This window comes from Mesorhizobium sp. M7A.F.Ca.ET.027.02.1.1 (assembly GCF_004022985.1).
Lineage (GTDB): Bacteria > Pseudomonadota > Alphaproteobacteria > Rhizobiales > Rhizobiaceae > Mesorhizobium.
The window spans coordinates 10001-29406 of record NZ_RZOL01000013.1; the positions used below are offsets into that span (position 1 = coordinate 10001).

The window sequence follows — 19406 nt, forward strand, 5'->3', positions numbered from 1 at the left end:
TCTCGGTGGCGCCCCGTGCCACTGTTGACGACCAGGCGCCGGCTTTCGCCGAGGAAATCATCCCCTTCACCAAGGATCTCGACGTCACCGAGGCTTTTGCCAATTCGGGCTACACGGGTGAAGATGCCACCGGAATGGCCGAAGCTATCGCCAAGTTGCTCAACGCAACAGCGCTCAAGGCTGGAACCGTGCTGCGTGTCGGCCTTGAGGTTCACGGCGATGCCGCCAAGGTCGTGCGCACCAGCGTCTATGACCGGACCCAGCACATCGTCACCATCGCGCTCAACGATCGCGGCCAGTATGTGCCGGCGCAGGAACCGGATCCGAACCCCGAATTGCTGACGGCCTTCGATGATTCGTCGGCGCCCGTGGTGGTGCGCGGCAACCTGCCCAACGTCTATGACGGCATCTACCGCGCCGCCTATTCCTACGGCATGTCCAAGGCGATGACGCAGCGGTTGATCAAGTTGCTGGCGTCCGACGTCGACTTCCAATCCCGCCTCAGCCCCGCCGACCGCATCGAAGTCCTGTTCTCGCAGCCCGACGGTGACGACCAGACCTCGGACAGCTCCGAGCTTCTTTACGTCTCGGCGACGTTCGGCGGCCAGACCCGCAACTTCTACCGCTTCCAGATGCAGGACGGCGGCACCGACTATTTCGATGAGGACGGCTCGAGCGCCGAGCAGTTCCTGTTGCGCAATCCCCTGCCCGCCGGGAAATTCCGCTCCGGTTTCGGCGCCCGCAGGCATCCGATCCTCGGCTATGTCCGCATGCACACCGGCGTCGATTGGTCCGCGCCGATCGGCACGCCGATCATCGCCGCCGGCAACGGCACGGTCGAGAAGGTCGGCTGGGCCGGCGGCTACGGCAAGCAGATCATCATCCGCCATGCCAATGGCTATGAGACATCATACAATCACCAGAGCGCCTTTGCCAAAGGCATCGAACCGGGCGTGCACGTCCGCCAGGGCCAGACCATCGGCTTCCTCGGCCAGACCGGCCTCGCCACCGGCCCGCATCTTCACTACGAGCTGATCGTCAACGGCACCAAGGTTGATCCGATGCGTGTCCGCCTGCCGGTCGGCAAGGTGCTGAAGGGCGATGACCTCGTCGCCTTCAAGCGCGAACGCGAGCGCATCGACGAACTGCTGAAGCAGGAAGACAGCGATTCGCTGAAGGTTGCGAGCGCCAAGATCGACGGTTGACCCGCTTCAGCCTTGCCGATCTTCGGCCTGTCGCGGCCATGGCAATCGCTCACCGGGAATGGTCGTCCAGGCGATGACAGCCGCAAGCAGGCAAAGCAGCGCGGTCACCGAAGAAACCGCGGCAAAAGCGGCATCGCTGGCGGCGAGCCTCGCCGCATCGATGGCCGGCGCAAGCCCGGCTGACGCCGGTTCACCAAATCCTGGGATGCCGGACGTTGCGCTCGCATCCAGCGCATCCGCGTAAACCCATGCGGCAAGCGAGCCCATCGCCGCCACCGCGATCAGACCGCCGATGCGTGAGACGGCATTGTTGATGCCGGAGGCGGCCCCCGTGTCCTTGTCTTCCACCGCCGTCATGATCGCGGTCGACAAAGGCGACACGACCAGAGCCATGCCGAGCCCCATCAGCGCCATCAGCGGGAATATTCCGATCCAGAAATTGTGGATACCGGCGTAGGTGAGCAAGGCCAGCCCGGCAAACGCGAAAGCCACGACCAGGCTGCCGCAGGCGATCGGAAAACGTGGTCCGATCCGGTCCGACAGCTTGCCGACCGGTCCCGACAAAAGCGCGATCAATGCCGACAAGGGCAGGAAGATGAAGCCGACCTCGGCCGTGCTCAGCTCCCAGCCGGCGATCAGCAGCATCGGCAGATAGAAAAGGTTGGCCGATAGCGCAAAATAGAGGAAGAATGTCGCCACATTGGCGCCGGCGAAAGCACCGACGCGAAACAGGCTGAGGTCGATCATAGGCTCGCACTGCCGAAGCTCGAAGACGATGAAGACAGCCAGCAATACAACGCCTGCGGCAATGCTCGGCCCTGCCATGAGGCCCTCGCCGCTGGCGCTCATCGATGTCAGCCCATAGGCAAGCGCGCCGAAGGCCAATGTCGCGAGCGCTGCACCACCGAGATCCAGGCTGCGTTTCTCCGTCGGCGTATCGGCAGGAACCTTGGCCAGCAGAAGCCAGATCGAGATCAAGCCCAGCGGCAGGTTGATGGCGAAGATCGCCCGCCAGATGCCGTCGCCGAAGGCCGACAGCACGAAACCGCCGAACACCGGGCCAAGTGCCGTGGTCAGCGCTGAAGCCGCCGCCCAGATCCCAATCGCGCGGCCGCGTTCTTTCTTCGGGTAGGCCTTGGCGATGATGGCGAGGCTGCCGGGCACCATGATTGCCGCACCGATGCCCTGCAACGCGCGAAATGCGATCAGCACAATGGCATTCGGCGCCAGCGCACAGGCCAGCGAAGCGACGATGAACAGCGCAATGCCGGCCACGAAGGCGCGGCGCAGACCGAATCGGTCGCCGGCGGCACCCCCGGCCAGGATCAGCGCCGACAGCGTCAATGCATAGGCATTGGAAATCCACTGCGCCTCGGCAAGGCTGGCGCCGAGGTTGACGCGAATCGCCGGTGTGGCGATGGCCAGGATCGAGCCGTCTATGAAGCCAAGCGCCGAGGCCAGAATTGCCGCGATCAGCACAAATCGCCGCTGCGACTGCGGACAAAACGTTCCATGCGTGACCGGGCTGGTCAGCGGGACCGCGGCAGCTTTGCTCGGTGAATGCATGAAACCTTGCTTAAACCCCTAGCGCATCGGCAACAACCGGCCAGTGGCTTGCAGTCATTGAAACCAGCCGTTTGGCCAGGGTTGCACCCTGACAGGGTGCAAATGGCACAGTCATGCCAGCCCCGTTACGTGCAGCCGGCGGGGATTTCGATGAGGCGGCCGCTTGAAAGCTCGGCTTCATCCTGATCATGCAGCTGGTCTATGCCGCCGCACTTCCCAGTTCACTGCTGCGCAAGGTTATCGGCTGAAGGTCCGCCGACAAACTCCACCGTGACACCCGGCGAAACCAGCTTGGCCAACTCCCGCGCATCCCAGTTGGTCAGGCGTACGCAGCCATGGCTTTCGGTTTTGCCGATCTTCGACGGATCCGGCGTGCCGTGGATGCCATAGGTCGGCTTGTCCAGGGCGATCCAGACCGAGCCGACGGGACCGTTCGGCCCAGGCGGAATGGTCAGGACCTTGTCGTTCTGGCCCTGCTTGAAATTGATGCTGGGATTGTAGGTGTAGTTCGGATCGAGCGCGACGCGCGACACCGTGTGAATGCCGGACGGTGACGGCGTGTCCGAAGAGCCGATGGTTGCGGGATAGGCCGCGACCAGCCTGCCGCCGGCATCATAGGCGAAAACCTCTTTCTTGTCCTTGTCGGCGACGATGCGAGCCACCGGCGTCGAAACCAGTTTGCCGAAATTGGCGACCTTGATGGTCGTGCCGGGACGATTGAAATCGAGGTCCGGATTGAGCGCTTTGAGATAATTCTCATCCATGTGGAAGCGCTCTGCGAGCGCCTCGGTCACCGACGTATAGCCCATGCGATCGAGTTGCGCCTTCTGGCTGTAGTCTTCCGGGATCGACGCGACATAGGGACCGGCCGCATCCTCCGCTGTGATCGTGTAGTTGGCGAAGGCATCGCCGCCGGATTGCGCAAGTGCCGCCTGGATGGCGACCGCGTCGGTCGATCGCAGATTGGCGCCGGTGATCTGGTTGTAGGCAGCGAGCGCCTTGTCGACGTTCGAACCGAAACGCCCGTCGATGACGCCAGGCGAAGCGCCACCCCGGTCGAGCAGCACCTGAAGGGCGGCGACATCCTGGCGCGCTCCCAGCGACAGTGCCGGGGCAACAGTGGTCTTGCCGCCAGCCTCTGGTGGCAGAGCTGCCTGATCGGCTGACGTCGCCGGCTGGGCAGGGTCTATCGAGGCCTCGTTCAGCGGCTGGCGCTTGATGGTACCCGGCTTTGCCGGCTGCGGCGCGTCGGGATAATTGTCATCGTAGCTGCCATCGTCCTGCGGTGCCGGCGGATAGGCTTCGACGGCATTGTCCCCATAGGGATCGTACTCGTCCGCCGGCGGCGGGATAACGCGGCCTTCCTCTTCCAACTGCTGGCGGCGGAACCGCGCCATGTCTTCCGGATCGTCGAGATAGTAGCGGTCGTCGCCGTCGGGGGCGCGGCCCAGTTCGCGCAGTCGTGTCTCGCGGCGCAAGGCGCGGCGGTCGAGCCGGGTCTGCGGCGGCTGGATGGCGATGACCTTGCCGGTATCGGCATCGACGATCACGCGGTTGCCCCTGGCGTCGTAGTAGATGTCGAGATTGCCGTCCTGGGCGACAAGGATGCCACCGGTATCGGCGACACGGACAATCGGTGGTGCGCTGTCCTGCGTCGGGGCTGCGATTGCATTGGCAGACAAAAGCCCGCCGGCAAGTACCGAAAGAGTGAAGATCGTACGCAGCATAGTGGCGAAACTCTCCGGTCCGTAATTGCCGCCGCCCGGCATTGTTCTCTGGCGAAGCCCCTCGTCAGCAAACCAGTTACCCACCATATGGTTCCAACATGAACCGGGCATGAAGATGGCGGTTTTCCAGCGCCTCGAGGAATATAGACTAGCTTGCGGCAAGTCCCAATTCCTTGCGCGCCTGCCTGGTCAGTTTCAGGGCTACAAGGCGATGGCTCTCGCGCAGATAATCCTTCAGCGCGGCATCATCCATGCTCTGGCTTGTCCGACGCTGGATCCATGTCATACCGCGCGAGGCAAGATAGGGCGCGGGCCGCAGGCCCGGCTGCTCCTTGAGCACATCATAGGCGATATCGGAACATTTGAAGGTGACGAAGAGCTGCTGGCCCTGATCCCAGCCGCCAACCGCGAAGACCTTGTTTCCGACTTTCCAGACATGGGCGCCACCCCATTGGACAACGTGACTCGTCGCGGGCAGCGAGGCGCAGAAGCCGTTGTAGTCGTCCAGCGTCATCCCGCCCCCCTTTTTTGCGCACGTCGCCCAAAACTGGCCCCGGTTTGGGGAAAACGACATGCATATGACAAAGACCTAAAACGCCGCGGGTCCGGGAAGGACGCGCGGCGTAGGATCAGGCTGCCACTTCCGCCGCGACGATCGCCGGCTTCGAGCGGAAGTTCAGCCGGTCGGAACCGGCTGTCACCTTGACGGTCGAGCCGTCGAGGATGTCGCCGAGCAGGATCTTCTCCGCCAGCGGGTCCTGCAATTCCTTCTGCATCACCCGCTTCAGCGGCCGCGCGCCATAGGCCGGATCGTAGCCCTTGGCCGCCAGCCAGTCGACCGCCTCCTGGTCCAGCGACAGCGTGATCTTGCGGTCGACAAGCAGGCTCTCCAGCCGCTTGAGCTGGATCTCGACGATGCGGCCCATATCCTGCCGGCGCAGCCGGTGGAACAGGATCACCTCGTCGACGCGATTGAGGAACTCCGGCCGGAACGACGCCCTGACAACACCCATCACCTCGTCGCGAACCAGATCGACGTCCTGATCCTCGGTGAGATTGACGAGATATTCGGCGCCCAGGTTCGACGTCATGATGATCAGCGTGTTGCGGAAGTCCACCGTGCGGCCCTGCCCATCGGTCAGGCGGCCGTCATCGAGCACCTGCAACAGCACGTTGAACACATCGGGATGCGCCTTCTCGATTTCGTCGAACAGCACGACCTGATAGGGCCGGCGCCGCACCGCTTCGGTCAACGCGCCGCCTTCCTCATAGCCGACATAGCCGGGAGGTGCGCCGATCAGCCGGGCGACCGAGTGCTTTTCCATGAACTCCGACATGTCGATGCGCACCATCGCGCCCTCGTCGTCGAACAGGAAGCTTGCCAGCGCCTTGGTCAGTTCGGTCTTGCCGACGCCCGTCGGCCCGAGGAACATGAACGAGCCGATCGGCCGGTTCGGGTCCTGCAGGCCCGCGCGAGCGCGCCGCACCGCTTTGGAAACAGCCTGCACCGCCTCGCCCTGGCCGACGACACGCTTGCCGATCTCGTCTTCCATGCGCAGCAGCTTGTCGCGCTCGCCCTGCAGCATCTTGTCGACCGGAATGCCGGTCCAGCGCGAGACGATATGGGCCACGTGATCCGGCGTGACCACCTCTTCGACCATGCCGGCCTTGCCGTCCTGGGTTTCGGCCTCCTTCAGCTTCTTTTCCAGTTCCGGGATCTTGCCATAGGCAAGCTCGCCGGCGCGCTGGAATTCACCCTTGCGCTGCGCAATGGCGAGCTCGTTGCGCGCCTCGTCGAGCTGCTTCTTGAGGTCGGCGGCGAGCCCGAGCTTCTGCTTCTCCGCCTGCCATTTGGCAGTGATCTCGGTCGATTCCTCCTCGAGGCCGACGAGTTCCTTTTCCAGGCGGGCAAGCCGATCCTTCGAGGCGTCGTCCGTCTCGACCTTCAGCGCCTCGCGTTCGATCTTGAGCTGCATGATGCGGCGATCGATCTCGTCCAGCGCCTCGGGCTTGGAATCGACCTGCATCCGCAGCCGCGATGCGGCTTCGTCGACCAGGTCGATCGCCTTGTCCGGCAGGAAGCGGTCGGCGATGTAGCGGTTGGACAGCGTCGCCGCCGCCACCAGCGCGGAATCCGAAATGCGCACCTTGTGGTGCTGCTCGTACTTCTCCTTCAGGCCGCGCAGGATCGAGACGGTGTCTTCCACCGTCGGCTCGTCGACGAACACCGGCTGGAAGCGGCGGGCAAGGGCTGCATCCTTCTCGACATGCTTGCGATACTCATCGAGCGTGGTGGCGCCGACGCAGTGCAGCTCGCCGCGCGCCAGCGCCGGCTTCAGAAGGTTCGACGCATCCATGGCGCCATCCGCCTTGCCGGCACCGACCAGGGTGTGCATCTCATCGATGAACAGGATGATGTTGCCGCTGGCCGAGGTGACTTCGGAGAGCACGGCCTTCAGCCGCTCCTCGAACTCGCCGCGATATTTGGCGCCGGCAATCAGCGCGCCCATGTCGAGCGCCATCAATTGCTTATCCTTCAGCGATTCCGGCACGTCGCCATTGACGATGCGCAGCGCCAGGCCTTCGGCGATCGCCGTCTTGCCGACGCCCGGTTCGCCGATCAGCACCGGATTGTTCTTGGTGCGGCGCGACAGCACCTGAATGGTGCGGCGGATCTCGTCGTCACGGCCGATCACGGGGTCCAGCTTGCCGGCACGGGCATCCGCGGTCAGGTCGCGCGCGTATTTCTTCAGCGCGTCGTAGCCCTGTTCGGCACTCGCCGAATCGGCGGTGCGGCCCTTGCGGACGTCATTGATGACCTGGTTGAGCGCCTGCGGGGTGACGCCGGCCTTGGCCAGTATGTCGGCGGTCTTGGCCGACTTCTCCATGGCCAGCGCCTGCAAGAGCCGCTCCACCGTGACAAAGCTGTCGCCGGCTTTCTTGGCCAGTTCCTCGGCGGTCGAAAACGCTTTTGCCAGCGGCTGGGCCAGATAGAGCTGGCCATTGCCGCCCTCGACCTTGGGCATCGCTTCGAGCGCCGTCTCGACGCCAAGCTTGACGTCGCGAACGTTGCCGCCGGCGCGTTCGATCAGCGACGCGGCCAGGCCCTCATCGTCGTCGACGAGCACTTTCAGGATATGCTCAGGGGTGAATTGCTGATGGTTGCGGGAAAGCGCCATAGTCTGCGCGGACTGGATAAAACCGCGCACGCGCTCTGAGTATTTCTCAAGGTTCATATCTGTCTCCTTCCATCACCGGCCCGCTTTGCGGCACCGGATCCGATTGCGGTGACGGACCCGCCCATTCGAGCCGGGTCCAGTTGAGGCTGATATGGTGCACAAGCTCCGAACCCTCAAGACGTCTCGCTATCGGCAACTTCATAATATTGCACGGCCGCCCAAACGAAAACGGCGGAGATTTCTCTCCGCCGTTCAATGCCTTGAAATGCCGTTCGATCAGTTGTCGATATCGACATTGACCGGTTGGGCGTTGCCGCTGTCGACCGGGGCCGCAGCCGCCTCGCCGGCGTTGGCCACGGAATTGGCATTGTCACTACCGCCATCAACCTGATCGGCGTTGACGCGCGGGCGGCGCGGCCGCCTCGGACGACGGGCAGCACCGCTTTCGGCGGCCGCCTCGTTGAGTTCGGCCTGGGCCGCAAGGCCTGCCGGCGAAAGATTCTCGAACGACGGAGCCGGTTCGGCCGGCACTACAGATTCAGTCGGCGAAACGGCTTCGCCCTGAACCGGGGGCTCGTTGCCCTGCGGTTGACCACCTTGCTCCACAGACGAACCAAAGTCGCGCTGGCCGTTCTGGCCATAACCGCCATTGGGGCGACGATCGCGATGGCGCCCGCCATTGTTGTCGCGGCCACCATTGTTGCGCCCGCCATTATTATCACGGGCCTCGCGGCCACCTTCCCGGTTGAGCGCAACCTCGGCCGGCGTCCCTTCGATGACCGGCTGCGGGCCGGCGCCATGGTTGATCACCGGGATCTGGGCATCGGAAACAGTGTTGCTGTTGTTGCTGCCGTTGTCGAAATCGTCGCGGTCCTCGTCGCCGTCATCGTCGAAATCATCGCGATTCTGCTGCGCGTTCTGGATCGGCATCTGCGCCTGTGCGGCCGCGATGATGCGATTGTAGTGCTCGGCGTGCTGGAGATAGTTCTCCGCCATGACCCGGTCGCCGGAGCTGTGAGAATCGCGGGCAAGGGTGGCGTACTTTTCGGCGATCTGCTGAGCCGAACCGCGGATCTTCACATCCGGGCCATTGCTCTCGTAGTTGCGCGTCAGGGGATTAGGCCCCTTGCGGTTGTTGTTGTTATTGTTGTTATTGTTACCACCGCCGCCGCCATTATTGTTGCGACCGCGCATGCGCCTGTTCTGCTGTTGTGGCCTCATCAAACTCTCTTCATTTTGAAATTTTCGAAAAACTCTTCACGAACGGAGGCGCTCATGCAGCCAGCCGTTTCGTCTCTTCACCGGCGTTCGCCCGCATCGATTGCGTTGGCGCCACGTGTCATCCTGTTCCGGTTACATCACTTGCCGGACGATTCCCGCACGAAGCTTGGGCATCGTTTGCGCAAGAAGGCAGCTATTTCCAAGGAAAACCGAATCGCTAAGAGCACTGCCTGCTTCGTCTCATCCGGTTAAGGCGACCCTAGCCGCATTCCCCGGCATTGCCAAGCGCTTTTTTGCACTGCGTCAAGGCTTTATCCTTTCAAAGACAATAACCCTGTCGTTTCCGCCGAGGTCGCGAAAAACACCGCCCGGCATGTAGCCAGCTGCAGCGAATATCTCGCAGACCTCACCGCTTTGCGTATGGCCGATCTCGACCGCAATCCTGCCTTCAGCTTCCAAAAACCTTGCCGCTTGCGCAGCGATGGTTCTGTAGGGGTTCAGACCGTCCGCGCCGCCATCCAGGGCCAGGCGCGGGTCGAAATTGCGGACTTCGTCCTGCAGATTTCCAATGTCTTCGGTGGTTATATAGGGAGGGTTTGCGGCGATTACATGGTACCGGCCGAAAACTTTTTCGAACCAGTCCGACTGCAGCGCCGTGAACCGGTCTGCAAGACCCAGTTTCCCGGCATTACTGGCCGCCGTCGCCAGCGCACCTGCGGACAGATCGACGCCGGTTGCGCTAGCCGTCGGTACGACGCTGAGCAGCGCCAGCGCAATGGCGCCGGTGCCGGTGCCAAGATCGAGGATGCGGCACCCGCCTTCCCGCGCCGCAACTGCCTTGACGAAGGGCAATATCGCCTCGACCAGCGTTTCGGTATCCGGCCGCGGCTCCAGCGTTTCCGGCGACAGCGACAGGCGCAAACCGTAGAATTCACGATAGCCGAGGATGCGATGCACCGGTTCGCCGCCAACGCGGCGTTTCAGGGCGGCATCGATTTCGGCAACAATGCCGGCGCCGAGCCTGCGTTCGGGGTCCGCAATGGCCTGCGTGCGCGTCGTGCCCGAAAAATGCTCGACGATCAGCCGCGCATCGAGCGCCGGGTCGTCGACAGTGGTGCCAAGCCGGGCCCGCGCTTCCCGCAGCAGCGGGCCGAGTGCGTCGGGCAGGTCAGTCATCGATGCCGATGTCGGCGAGCAATTTCGACTGGTGATCGGCAATCAGCGCGTTGATGATCTCGTCGAGTTCGCCCATCATCACCCGGTCGAGCTTGTAGAGCGTCAAATTGATGCGATGGTCGGTGACGCGGCCTTGCGGGAAATTATAGGTGCGGATGCGCTCCGAGCGATCGCCGGAGCCGACCTGCGACTTGCGCGATTCGGAACGCTCCTCGTCGGCCTTGCCGCGCTCCAGATCATAGAGCCGGGCACGCAGAATCTGCATGGCCTTGGCGCGGTTCTGATGCTGCGATTTCTCCGCCTGCACGACCATGATGCCAGTCGGCAGATGGGTGATGCGGACGGCCGAATCGGTGGTGTTGACGTGCTGGCCGCCCGAACCCGAGGCGCGCATCGTGTCGATGCGGATGTCTTCGGCCCTGATGTCGATGTCGACCTCTTCGGCTTCGGGCAGCACCGCGACGGTTGCGGCCGAGGTGTGAATGCGCCCGCTGGCCTCCGTTGCCGGCACACGCTGCACGCGGTGCACGCCGGATTCGAATTTCAGATGCGCAAAGACGCCCTTGCCCGACACCGTGGCGATGATTTCCTTGAAGCCGCCGGCGTCGCCATCGCTGGCCGAGGCGGTTTCGAAACGCCAGCCGCGTTCGGCGGCGTAGCGCTCATACATGCGAAACAGGTCGCCGGCGAACAGCGCGGCCTCGTCACCGCCGGTGCCGGCGCGGATTTCGAGAATGGCGTTCTTGTCGTCGGCGGCATCCCTGGGCAACAGCAGGATCTGGATATCCTTCTGCAACGCCTCGATGCGCTCGTCGATCTCCGGCAACTCGGCCTCGGCGAGCGCCCGCATCTCGGCATCGGTGCCCTTGTCGGCAAGCATGGCTTCCAGATCGGCCTGTTCACGCTCGGCCAGGCGCAGTGCCCTGACCTTGGCGACCATATCCTGGATTTCGGCATATTCGGACGCCATGCGCACATAGGCATCCGGCGCCGGACCAGCCGACATCTGCGCTTCGAGCATCTCGAAACGCTTGACGACTTGATCCATACGATCGCGGGGCAAATTGACCATGATGAGGCTGCTACAATGGGATCGAACGGTCGTCGGCAAAGGCCTGCAGCAGCGCCCGCATCGGCAAGCCCTGTGCCGGAGCCATCAGATTGTCGTCGAAAAACGCCTTCAACTCGTCCAGCGGCAGTTCCGTCAGCATCGCCTTGACCGGACCGATCGAGGCCGGCGACATCGAGATCGAACGGAAACCGAGGCCGATCAGCGCCATCGCCGAGATCGGCTTGCCGGCGAGTTCGCCGCACAGCGTCACCGGCGTATTGTTGCGGACGCCGGCATCGGCGATCTGCTTGAGCACACGCAGGAACGGCGCCGACAGCGTGTCGAAGCGGTTTGCCAATTGCGTGTTGCCACGGTCGACGGCCATGACGAACTGGAACAGGTCGTTCGAACCCACCGAGACGAAATCGACCGCCTTCATCAATTCATCGAGCTGGAACAATAGCGACGGAACTTCCAACATCGCCCCCAGCTTCAGGCTGGTCGGCAAATGATGGGCAAAGCGCGACAAATGCCGCACCTCGCGGTCGATGATCTCGCGTGCCTGGGCGATCTCGCCCAGCTCGGTCACCATCGGCAGCATCAGCTTCAATTCGCGGCCGCCGCTGGCCTTGAGCAAAGCGCGGATCTGGGTGCGCAACAACCCCGGCCGGTCAAGCGTCAGGCGAATCGCCCGCCAGCCAAGCGCCGGGTTCTCTTCCTGGATCGCACCCTTGAAATAGGGCAGCACCTTGTCGCCGCCAATGTCGATGGTGCGGAAGGTGACCGGCTTGCCGCGCGCCGCTTCGAGCACGTCGCGGTACAGCTTTTCCTGGGCTTCGGCCCGGGGAAATGTCGAGGCGACCATGAATTGAAGTTCGGTGCGGAACAGGCCGATACCGGCCGCACCCGCTTCGGCAAGCTGCGGCAGGTCGACGGCGAGACCGGCATTCATCAACAGGTCGACCTGGACACCGTCCCTGGTCGTCGACGGCTTCTTGCGCAGCTCGCGGTAGACCTCTTGCCGGCGCGCCCTGAAGCGCACCTTTTCGGCGTAGGCGGCCTCGAGATCGGGCTGCGGCCGCAAATGGATCACGCCCTCTTCGCCGTCGACGATGATGGCATCGCCGTTTTCCGCCATGGAAACGGCGCCCTTCATCTGCCCGGCGACGGGAATGCCCATGGCACGCGCGACTATGACGACGTGACTGGTCGCGGCACCATCCTCGAGCACCAGCCCGCGCATCTTGTCGCGGGGATAATCGAGCAGCTCGGCGGCCCCCATCGAACGGGCAACGATGATGGCATCCTTCGGCAGCGATGCGGCGACATCTTCCGGCCCGCGCCCCATCAGCTGGCGCAGCAGGCGGTTGGCGAGGTCGTCGAAATCGCTCATCCGCTCGCGCAGATAGGGATCGGTCATGTGCAGCATGCGGGCGCGCATGTCGCTCTGCACCTTTTCCACCGCCGCTTCGGCCGTCAGGCCGTTGCGGATGGCCTCTTCCAGCCGCCGCACCCAGCCGCGATCGTTGGCGAACATGCGATAGGCTTCCAACACCTGGCGATGCTCGCCTTCGAAGGCGACGTCGCGGCGTTCCAGCATGTCGTCGATGGACAGCCTGAGCGAGCTGAGTGAGGTTTCGAGCCGGCGGACCTCTTCCTCGCTGTCTTCGTTGAACAGATTGGTGACGACGATGCGCGGCTCGTGCAGCACGACGTGGCCGAGCCCGACGCCTTCATTGAAGGACAGGCCGGTGAAGCTGACAGGACGGCGCAGATCGAGTTCGAGGCCGGGCCGGGTCAGCCGCGCCAGATCGCCGGTGGCGATCATCTCGGCGATCACCATTGCCGTGGTTTCCAGCGCTTCGACCTCGTCGTCGCGGTAATGGCGCATGGTCTTGTTCTGCACCACAAGCACGCCCAGCGTGCGCCCTGCCCGCAGCACCGGCACGCCGAGGAACGAGTTGTAGATCTCTTCCCCGGTCTCCGGCAGATAGGCGAAGGCAGGGTGTTCCTGCGCATTGGACAGGTTGAGCGGCCGCGCGCTGGCGGCGATCGTGCCGACCAGGCCTTGGCCCAGCCGCAACTGCGCCAAATGGACGGCGTTCGGGTTCAGACCTTCGGTGGCGTAAAGTTCGAGCACCGAATCGGCGCGCAGCACATAGAGCGAGCAGACTTCCGCGACCATGTTGGAGGCGATGTCGCGCACAATCCGGTCAAGCCGCTCCTGCGGCTCCAGCGGCTCCTGCATGAGCTCGCGGAGCCGTTTGAGCAAAACGCGCGGGCCACTGGCCTGATCACGCATCGCGGCTTCTTCTCCAATGGGCATTCTGCCCGCCGCAGTTTCCACCGCGACCGGCGCACACGCAACAACTCAAATCGTTCTCGCTACTGCTTATCCAGACCGTAGACGGAATGCAAAGTACGAACCGCAAGTTCCGTATACGGACCGTCGATCAGGATCGAAATCTTGATCTCGGAGGTCGTGATGGCGCGGATGTTGATCGATTTGTCGGCCAGCGCCTTGAAAGCGGTGGCGGCGACGCCGGCATGGCTCCTCATGCCGATGCCGATGACCGAAACCTTCGACATGCCGGCTTCCGACTGCACGACATCGTAGCCGATCGAAGCCTTGAGGCGTTCAAGCACGGCCAGCGCCTTGTCGACATCGCCCGACGGCACGGTGAAGGTCATGTCGGTGAACTTGCCGTCCTCGGAAATGTTCTGGACGATCATGTCGACATTGATGTTGGCCTCGGCCAGCGGCCCGAAGATGCCGGCGGCAACGCCCGGCCGGTCGCCGACCCGGCGCAGCGAAATCTGCGCTTCATCCTTGGCGTAGGCAATTCCGGTGACGACCTGCTGTTCCACGATCTCTTCCTCGTCGCAAATGAGCGTTCCGGGCGGATTGAGCAAATCCCCCATTCCGGGCGCGTCGGGATCGTCGAAGGACGACCGCACGAAGGTACGCACCCTGTGCACCATGGCAAGCTCGACCGAACGCACCTGCAGAACCTTGGCGCCGAGCGAGGCCATTTCAAGCATTTCCTCGAACGATATCTTGGCCAGCCGCCGCGCCTTGGGCTCGATGCGCGGATCGGTGGTGTAGACCCCGTCGACGTCGGTATAGATGTCGCAGCGATCAGCCTTGACCGCCGCGGCTATGGCGACAGCACTGGTATCGGAGCCGCCGCGGCCGAGCGTGGCGATACGATTGTCCGGGCCGATGCCCTGGAACCCGGCGATCACCGCCACCTGGCCCTCGCCGAAGCGCTTGATCAGGAACGCGCCGTCGATGTCGAGGATGCGCGCCGCTCCATGCGCATTGTCGGTCTTGATCGGGATCTGCCAGCCCTGCCAGGAGCGGGCATGCACGCCCATGTTCTGCAAGGTGATGGCCAGAAGGCCGGCCGTGACCTGCTCGCCGGAAGCGACGACCGCGTCATATTCGCGTGCGTCATGCATCGGCGAGGCCTCACGCGTCCACCCGACCAGTTCATTGGTTTTCCCGGCCATCGCCGAAACGACCACCGCCACCTCATGGCCGGCGTCGACCTCGCGTTTGACGTGACGCGCCACGTTGCGGATGCGGGCGATGTCGGCGACCGAGGTTCCGCCGAATTTCATCACGATGCGCGCCATGGGAGCGAAATGCCTTTGCCTGAAGCCGGATCCCGGCCAAAAGCCGGAATCCCGAAAAGCGGAAGGCCGGCTGACGCCGGCCGCTGAATGCGCGGCCTCCTTAGCCAAATGATGAAGGTTTCGCAAGGCTGGCGGCCGATTGCCGGCTCCGGAAGCCGGCATATTGCCTTCCGCCCCGCCGCCGCCTACGAAATGCTGCCTACGGGGGAATTCTTTTGGTTCGGCATAACAGATGATGATTGCTCGTCTTCGACGTGCCATGCGATGGCAATCGCTCCCGCTCGTCGCCGGCTTTGCCGTGCTGGCGCTGATTGTCGGCAGCCGAGCCATGCTGGTCGAGGAACAGCGGGCCAACCGCGCCATCGCGCGCGAGGCAATCGAATATCAGCAATTGCTTTCGGGACTGCTTTCTCTGGCACAGGAAGCCGAGAACGGCCAGCGTGGCTACCTGCTGACCGGCGAGAAATCCTATCTCGAACCCTATCGGAACGCTGTCGGCGCCATTCCGGGGCAACTTGCCCGCATCGACAGCTTGACCGCCCCCGACGACCAGCTCGTCCAGCCGATCAACCATATCAAGGACGCGCTTTCGCAAAAGCAGGCTGAACTGGCCGAGACGATTGCCCTGTACGACCAGGGCAATGCGACGAAGGCCCTGGATCTGGTTCGCAGCGGCCAAGGCAAGGCCGTCATGGACGAAATCCGGACCAGCATGGATACGGTCCGACGCATCAGTGCCGCAGCCATCGCCGCGCGCGACGCGCATACCGACCAGGTCGAGGCCTGGCTACGCATCGGTTCGCTGGCGGCGTTGCTGGCGATCTTCCTGCTTGCCGGCTACGCGATCAGGGAATCGCGCCGCCGCTTCCGTGAGGTGGCCGTCGCCCAGGATGAGTTGGTGCGCAAGAACGTCGCCCTCGGTAAGGAGATCGAGACTCGCGAAAAGGCCGAATCCCAGATCCGCCAGATGCACAAGATGGAGGCGGTCGGCCAGCTTACAGGCGGCATCGCCCACGACTTCAACAACATGCTGGCGGTGATCATCAGCGCCATGAACCTCGCCCAGCGCAAGCTGGCGCGCGGCGAGCACGACATCGCACAATTCATCGACGCGGCGATCGATGCCGCGACCCGTGCCGCCAATCTGACGGCCCGGCTGCTCGCCTTCTCGCGCCAGCAGCCGCTGGCGCCGCAGATCGTCGACGCCAACCGTCTGCTGACCGGGATGTCCGACCTGATCCGGCGGGCACTCGGCGAAACCATCCGCATCGAAACGGTGCTGGCGGGAGGCTTGTGGAAAACCCATGCCGACCCGAGCCAGATCGAGAACGCCGTTCTCAACCTGGCCGTCAACGCCCGCGACGCCATGGGCGATGATGGCAAGCTGACCATCGAGACCGCCAACAGCCATCTCGACGACAGCTACGCCGCCGCCCATGCCGAAGTCGCGGCCGGCCAGTATGTGATGATCGCCGTCAGCGATACCGGTTCGGGCATGACCCCCGATGTCATCGCCAAGGCCTTCGAACCCTTCTTCACCACCAAGGCGGTCAACAAGGGCACCGGCCTAGGGTTGAGCCAGGTGTTCGGCTTCGTCAAGCAGTCGGGTGGCCATGTCAACATCTATTCCGAACCCGGCGAAGGCACGACGATCAAGATCTACTTGCCGCGGTATTTCGGCGCCGAAGAGCCGGCCGTGACCACGCGGCGAGGCGACAACACCGCCGCACCGGTCACCGAAACGATCCTTGTCGTCGAGGATGATGCCCGCGTGCGGGTCTCCACGACTGAGGCCATACGAGAACTCGGATACACCGTCATTCATGCAGCGAGCGGCGAGGAAGCGTTGCAGAAACTGGCGGAGAACCCGAACGTCGCCCTGCTGTTCACCGACATCGTCATGCCCGTCATGAACGGCCGCAAGCTGGCGGAAGAGGCCGTTGCCCGCATGCCGCTGCTGAAGGTGATCTTCACCACCGGCTTCACCAGGAACGCGGTGGTCCACAACGGCGTGCTCGACCACGACGTGCATTTCCTCGCCAAGCCCTTCACCATCGAGCAACTGGCGGCGAAACTGCGTGACGTGCTCGGCACGAAGTAGGTCGGCCACTCTGTCAGCCCCTTGGCAGCATCGAAAATTGTTGCCTTGACATTCGCGGCCTCACGCCCGACTTCCTAGCGCATGACCCCGAAATCGAAGTCGATTTCGGAAAGGATCATGCGCAGAATCTAAAGTGCTACAGCGTCCTTTGCGCGTCCAAGAGGACGCGCGGCGCTGTAGTGTCGAGGAGACCAACCCATGCCAGAGCCCCGACGATCGACGATCGATGCCGGAGAGGTGGAGCGCTTTTCCGCCCTTGCCACCGAATGGTGGAACCCGAACGGCAAGTTCCGTCCCCTGCACAAATTCAATCCGGTCCGGCTGGCCTATATCCGCGACCAGATAGCAACGCGCTTCGGCCGTGACCCGCGCGCTGCAAGGCCTTTCGAGGGCCTGCGCATCCTCGACATCGGCTGCGGCGGCGGACTTCTGTGCGAGCCGATGGCGCGGCTTGGCGCCGAAGTCGTGGGTGCGGATGCCTCCGAAACCAATATCGAAGTGGCCAAGCTGCACGCCGCCGAGGGCAATGTCAGCATCGACTATCGCGCCACGACGGCTGAGGACCTTGCCGACGCCGGCGAAAAGTTCGACGTCATCCTCAACATGGAAGTGGTCGAGCATGTCGCCGACATCGACCTGTTCGTCGCCAAATGCGGCGAGATGGTGCGGCCCGGCGGCGTCATGTTCGTGGCCACTATCAACCGCACGCTGAAGGCGCTGGGCTTAGCCATCATCGGCGCCGAATATGTGCTGCGCTGGCTACCGCGCGGCACCCACCAGTTCGGCAAGCTGGTGCGCCCGGAAGAACTCGAAAAGGCGCTTGGCGGCGCCGGCCTGACCATCATCGACCGCACCGGCGTCACCTACAACCCGCTGGCCGACCGCTGGGCACGCTCGAAGGACATGGACGTCAACTACATGGTCCTGGCGGAAAAAGGCTCAGTCTGACCTTATTCTGAATTCTGGCCTTATTCAGAATTCAGCGGCCTGTAGCCGCCGCGCCAGTAGATCAGCGCCTGGCCGGCATCGTCGGTGCGCACGGCCTCGACCGAGCCGATGACGATGGAATGCGTGCCGCGATCGATCATCTCGTCGAGGCTGCAGTCGAAGGCGGCCACCGCGTCCGAAAGCAGTAAAGCTCCGGTCTTGAGCGTCGTCCATTCGGCGCCCTCATAGCGGTCCTTGCCCTTGATGCCGCCAAAGCCGGAGAACCGCTCGGCCACGCGCTGATGCTTGGGCCCAAGCGAATTGACGCCGAAATGCCGGTAGCGTTCGATCACCGGCCAGGTCGACGACGACCTGTTGACGCAGGCGATCACCTTGGGCGGCTCGGCCGACAGCGAGACGACCGAAATGACCACCAGGCCGGAGCGATCCTCGCCGGTGCCGGCGGTGATGACGCTGACATTGCCGACGATCAGCCGCATCGCGGCGCGAAAATCAGCTACATCGACAGCAGTCGCCTCTGATGTCTTCGGTTCGTTCATGGCTTGCTCCAGAGCACGATTCCAAAAAGGGAACGGTCCTCGGAAAAGATCACGCTCAAACAGGAAGATAAAGCAGATCTGGATACAAATTCAGGTGAAATCGGCTCCAGGCGCGAAGGTGATTCGGATCCCTTGCGACCGCTCACGCCTTCTGGCTTTGTGCCCTGGTGGTGATGAACACGCCGGCGGTGATGATGAGCGCGCCTGCCCAGGTCAGCAGCTGATAGTGCTCGCCGAGGAAGATGGTTCCGGCAAACAGGCCGACGGCCGCCGCGACATAACCGATCTGGCTGAGATAGACCGGGCCGCCAACCGCTTGCAGCCTGAAGAAGAAGGCGAACATAGCCGACGCCGACGCGACCTGCGCGATGACCACCAGCGGCACGCCGCCGAGTGGCGCGAAAGCCTCGCCGCCGAACAGGAGGAGAATGCCGGCAAGCAGCATCGCCGCCGACGCCAGATGGCTGCCGACGGCAAGCTCGATCGGGCCGGTGCCGTCCGGCCAGTCGACCGTACGATAGATGTTGCCGACGGCAAGGCTGACCGGGATGAGCAAACCCATCACTACCCAGAACAAATCGGCCGGCTGGCCGGCCTCGCCGCGCGTCACCGCGACCATGACGGCGCCGACGAAGCCGACGGCGATGCCGACAATGCCCAGCATGTTGGGGCGCCGGACACGCAACAGGATCGAGAACACCAGTGTGATGACAGGCGACAGGGTGAACATGATGCCGGTGTAGCCGGCGCCCAGATGCGGGATGGCCGAGAACATCAGGAGGTTGGGGACAGCATAGGACACCGCGGCAGTCACGAAGAAATAGCGCAATTTGTGCGCGGTGAGCCGGACCCGCTTGCCGCGAGCCAGGAGCACGCACAGCAAGACCCCGCCGGCGCCGAGCGAGATGACGAAGGCCCAGACCATGGCCGGCACGTCGGCAGCCGTGGCGAGCTCGCCGAACGGCAGCGTCAGGCCGAGCAGGCCGCCGGTGACGACCAGCAGGCCGAGCGCCGAATCCCAGAGAAGTTTCATTGACCGAATCCTGTAGCGCGG

At 63.5% G+C, this 19406-nt stretch carries 14 protein-coding genes (1 of these 14 cut by a window edge); 3 read left to right on the forward strand and 11 right to left on the reverse strand.

The genetic code is table 11. From position 1 onward, the window contains the following. Positions 1 to 1205 carry the 3' portion of a M23 family metallopeptidase gene (locus tag EN749_RS03155; protein WP_164748944.1) on the forward strand. It extends 763 nt beyond the left edge of the window, so 1205 of the gene's 1968 nt are visible here — the last part of the coding sequence; the start codon falls outside the window, past its left edge; its stop codon occupies positions 1203 to 1205. 6 nt (positions 1206 to 1211) lie between these two features. Here EN749_RS03155 and EN749_RS03160 read toward each other — a convergent pair whose 3' ends face one another. The 9 genes from EN749_RS03160 to EN749_RS03200 all read right to left on the reverse strand — a co-directional run bounded on the left by EN749_RS03160 (position 1212) and on the right by EN749_RS03200 (position 14764). Beyond that, entirely contained in the window at positions 1212 to 2771 is a 1560-nt protein-coding gene (locus EN749_RS03160; protein WP_128362545.1) for an MFS transporter, read from the reverse strand. Between the two features lie 221 nt (positions 2772 to 2992). Further along, entirely contained in the window at positions 2993 to 4498 is a 1506-nt protein-coding gene (locus tag EN749_RS03165; RefSeq protein WP_128362546.1) for a L,D-transpeptidase family protein, read from the reverse strand. A gap of 148 nt (positions 4499 to 4646) precedes the next feature. After that, a complete protein-coding gene (locus tag EN749_RS03170) occupies positions 4647 to 5012 on the reverse strand; it encodes an MmcQ/YjbR family DNA-binding protein (RefSeq protein ID WP_127322773.1) in 366 nt (121 codons plus the stop codon). 115 nt (positions 5013 to 5127) lie between these two features. Further along, positions 5128 to 7734 carry an ATP-dependent chaperone ClpB gene (gene clpB / locus EN749_RS03175; protein ID WP_127408614.1) on the reverse strand — a complete coding sequence of 869 codons (2607 nt, stop codon included), beginning with the start codon at positions 7732 to 7734 and terminating at the stop codon, positions 5128 to 5130. Between the two features lie 219 nt (positions 7735 to 7953). Beyond that, a complete protein-coding gene (locus tag EN749_RS03180; RefSeq protein WP_127809234.1) occupies positions 7954 to 8898 on the reverse strand; it encodes a DUF4167 domain-containing protein in 945 nt (314 codons plus the stop codon). Positions 8899 to 9201: 303 nt separating this feature from the next. Then, a complete protein-coding gene (gene prmC, locus EN749_RS03185; protein WP_128362547.1) occupies positions 9202 to 10074 on the reverse strand; it encodes a peptide chain release factor N(5)-glutamine methyltransferase in 873 nt (290 codons plus the stop codon). Next, positions 10067 to 11146 (reverse strand): peptide chain release factor 1, encoded by a 1080-nt coding sequence (gene prfA, locus EN749_RS03190; RefSeq protein ID WP_128362548.1) that lies wholly within the window; start codon positions 11144 to 11146, stop codon positions 10067 to 10069. Before prfA ends, prmC begins: the two co-directional genes overlap by 8 nt. A 10-nt stretch (positions 11147 to 11156) precedes the next feature. Beyond that, complete coding sequence (ptsP, locus tag EN749_RS03195; RefSeq protein WP_027038177.1) at positions 11157 to 13427, reverse strand: phosphoenolpyruvate--protein phosphotransferase; 2271 nt, start codon at positions 13425 to 13427, stop codon at positions 11157 to 11159. Positions 13428 to 13510: 83 nt separating this feature from the next. Further along, positions 13511 to 14764: an aspartate kinase gene (locus EN749_RS03200; protein ID WP_013529459.1), complete on the reverse strand. Its 1254-nt coding sequence runs from the start codon at positions 14762 to 14764 to the stop codon at positions 13511 to 13513. Between the two features lie 259 nt (positions 14765 to 15023). On the opposite strand from EN749_RS03200, the gene EN749_RS03205 reads away from it, so the two are divergent. Together EN749_RS03205 and ubiG are read left to right on the forward strand one after the other, a co-directional pair. Next, complete coding sequence (locus EN749_RS03205; RefSeq protein ID WP_128362549.1) at positions 15024 to 16865, forward strand: CHASE3 domain-containing protein; 1842 nt, start codon at positions 15024 to 15026, stop codon at positions 16863 to 16865. A 198-nt stretch (positions 16866 to 17063) separates the two neighbouring features. Next, positions 17064 to 17813, forward strand: a complete 750-nt coding sequence (gene ubiG, locus EN749_RS03210) for a bifunctional 2-polyprenyl-6-hydroxyphenol methylase/3-demethylubiquinol 3-O-methyltransferase UbiG (protein ID WP_128362550.1) — start codon at positions 17064 to 17066, stop codon at positions 17811 to 17813. Between the two features lie 20 nt (positions 17814 to 17833). Here the strand turns inward: ubiG and EN749_RS03215 are convergent, their stop codons facing one another. After that, the gene (locus EN749_RS03215; RefSeq protein WP_128362551.1) at positions 17834 to 18352 is read right to left on the reverse strand and encodes a flavin reductase family protein; all 519 of its coding nucleotides are present in this window, start codon (positions 18350 to 18352) and stop codon (positions 17834 to 17836) included. Between the two features lie 142 nt (positions 18353 to 18494). After that, entirely contained in the window at positions 18495 to 19385 is an 891-nt protein-coding gene (locus EN749_RS03220; RefSeq protein ID WP_128362552.1) for a DMT family transporter, read from the reverse strand. Positions 19386 to 19406 lie beyond the last annotated feature (21 nt).